Genomic DNA, 3,111 nt, shown 5'->3' with positions numbered 1-3,111 from the left:
ACCGCACGCTGAAGAAGGAGGATCGACATGAGCGATGATGAAGCCTACGAACAGTTGACGCAGGACATGCAGGCCATGTGCAGGGACCTGTCCGCCCATGCGGAAACCATACCCCACACGCAGGAGTCCATCGACGCATTGCGGGAACTGGTGGACCGTGTTCTCGAAGCGAACCCCGATTCCGACCTCGGATATTACAAGGCGTACCCATCTTGGCTCGCCATCATACAGGCGGGGCACGGCCTCACCAGAGAGGACATCGCCGAGAAGGCCCGGTACGGGGGCTGGGACCCCGACCGTGACGACTACATGCGCATCAACCGGGACGGCGACTGGGAGGGCCTCAGCCAAGAGCAGGCCGACAACCTCCTGTGGGACAACCGCAGGGAGATCATCGACGCCGTGGGACGGTTCGCCTCCCGGCTCGATCCGGACACCATCAAACATCTCACCGTGCTCACCTTCACGCCGCCCGAACATCCGTTGACCTTGGAGGACGTGCAGCATCTCGTGCAGCGCGTCGATGACCGGCTGCGCCCCCACCTCGACCCCGCCGATCTGGAAGAGGACGAGGACGTATACCGCATCGGCGACTGGGGGTACGTGCGTGCCGCCGACTACGAGCAGGCGTTCGAGGGCGAACCAGCGTGGGCACAGGACATGTACATGCTGGACGGCAACGAACCCGACCGCGACGCCGAATGGGTCGAAACCTACAATGCTGGCGGCAACGCCGCGCTCAGCATGGCCCTCGACCGGCAGTTCGACGAGGGACGCACCGATAACGTCTTCTACACCACGGCACCGGAGCCATACGAGCCGGTGCTTGAACACACCGCCGACGGCACGGTTTCCAAGGAGACAACCGAAAGGCCGGAAACCGACGCATCCGGTCAGCCACCGACCGAGGATGAGGTGCGACGCATGGCGGCGAGCATCGATCTGAGCGATCTGGACGTGGCACGCGAACAGTATCCTCTGGTATGTGAAGTCGCGCGTCATGGCGGCGGCACCCTCGACTTCGACATCATCCTCGATCTGCGCAGAGTCACCGGCATCCCTGATCTGAATTATGAGATGTATGCGTACATAGACGGCAAGTTCGACGATGACCTGTTGCAGATATGCGAGGACATCCTTGACGGCACCGACACCGAATCCCTGTCCCGCATCCAATCCTATATTCAAGCGGCGCAGCCCTCCGCATCGAAGGAACTGCTGATGGGCCTGAACCTGACCCTCAACGACGGGCAGCACATCACCGCATGGACCAATGACGCCCGCATCCCCATGGAACGTGTTCCGGACGGCTGGCACCGGTACGGCGTCCGCTTAGCCGACAGCCCGTCCAGCTACGACTGCCCCTACGCGGACGTGAAGCCCGGCATCATGGTCAACCACGCCTTCGACTTCATCACCCGCACCGACCTGACGGACGCGATCAACCGCACCGACATCTGCCTGCAAGTCGATGCCTGCACCTACGACGGGCATTACGCCTACCTCCACGACAATCACACCTTGGAGGAGAACGTGCCCAGCCCTCGATACACGCCGCCAGACAAGGAGCAGGCCGTGAGCCTCAGCGGGGAGGCCAAGGCCAGCCGCGACGCCTCACAGGCCCTCGGCGGAACCTCCGCACCGGATGCCCCGGCACAGGAAACCCAACGATAACCACCATTTCAGAAAGGAGCCGTCACCATGGCGGAATACGACAACCAGATACCCCTCAAGCTCCAACTGCTGCGCATCGGACTCGGGGCCGGGCCTGACGCCCTCGGCATATTCACCTACCAGATCGAAGGGCACAACACCAACTACGCCGCCCCGTACTTCTGTATCGCCCCGGCCAATTACCGTCCGGACACCATGGATATTCTCGATTCAATGCAGGAGACCAAGGACGCCATTCTCTGCTACGGCACCCCGGACGACCTGCGGGAGATCATGGGCCTCACCCCACAGGGAGAACTGGATCAGGACATTTTGGAAAGCGACGACAGCGAGTACGTGAGCCTCGACGGAGGCTGGTATCTTGACGGGCAGCTCCTCAGCTTCGAGAAAATCCCACCGGCAGCATCGGATGCCCACGCCATCCTCACCAACGAACAGATCGACCTCATCCAAGACTGCTTCGACACCCAGCCGATCGGAGACTGCCTGCGGAAAGCCGAGGCCATCGCCAACGACCCGCGATACCATCAGACCGCAGCCCCCGACCGGAATCCGCTGCACGACCTCCTCACGGGCGGCTGGCGCGTCCACCTCGTACAGGAGGGCGAACATTACGGCGTGAACGGCAATCTTGTCTACGGGGACACCATCGGCAGCGGGGCACCCCACATCGGGGAGCGGATCAACGACTGCCAGCTCTACGGGCACGGCCTGCCCCTCGTGGAGTTCTACGACATGACGAAAGACACGGAGCAGGGCGGCCAGTTCGTCAGCCGCTACTACATGAGCACCCTCCTCGGCATGGATGAATCCGGCACACCCCTGAGCGACATGCGGTCGTTCAGCCTTGACGGCGGCGTTCCATCATGGACCGTGGCAGGCACCGACCTGCAAAACGTGACCGACTGGCTCAACACCGCCAAGGAGACACTGCAACCCGCCGTCGGAGAGGAACCGACCCCCGCGCCCGGCCCCGAAGAGCCGTCCACCTATGACTACCAGCTCCTCGATCGGTTGAAGTCCGACTGCGACTACTACCTCGGCGCGTGCGTGGACTTCGGCATGGACATGACGGCTACCCAGAAGAACCTGTGGGCCGGAAACATCGAGGCACAGGTCTCCAAGATGCGGGAACTCTACGACAAGCTCCCCGAGAAGCCGGACTGGCTCACCATGCAGGACATCGACCGGTACGAGCACGACATGCTCGCCCAACGCGACAACACAGCCGGGCAGAAGGAATCCGTGAGCCTCAGCGGGGAGGCCAAGAGCGCAAGGGACTCCTCCCGTGCACTCGACGCCCACGCGCCTGACGCCCCGACCCATGAAAACCAGCGATAGAGAAAGAAGGCCCCATCATGAAGGGAATGCTCATACCAACGGACGGCACGCCCCATGCCATCGACATCCAACAGGATGAGAACGGGTCCGCGCTCC

General features: G+C 62.5%; 2 protein-coding genes. Both read left to right on the top strand.

What is annotated here, in order from left to right; genetic code table 11:
• Positions 1–27 precede the first annotated feature (27 nt).
• The gene (locus B5G37_RS14165; protein ID WP_087258890.1) at positions 28–1,674 is read left to right on the top strand and encodes a hypothetical protein; all 1,647 of its coding nucleotides are present in this window, start codon (positions 28–30) and stop codon (positions 1,672–1,674) included.
• Positions 1,675–1,701: 27 nt separating this feature from the next.
• The gene (locus B5G37_RS15605; protein WP_087258888.1) at positions 1,702–3,015 is read left to right on the top strand and encodes an LPD11 domain-containing protein; all 1,314 of its coding nucleotides are present in this window, start codon (positions 1,702–1,704) and stop codon (positions 3,013–3,015) included.
• Positions 3,016–3,111 lie beyond the last annotated feature (96 nt).

Source organism: Pseudoflavonifractor sp. An85 (assembly GCF_002161235.1).
Classification (GTDB): domain Bacteria; phylum Bacillota; class Clostridia; order Oscillospirales; family Oscillospiraceae; genus Enterenecus.
Note: the sequence above shows the minus strand (reverse complement) of the source record. Positions and strands in the feature narration are given on the sequence as shown.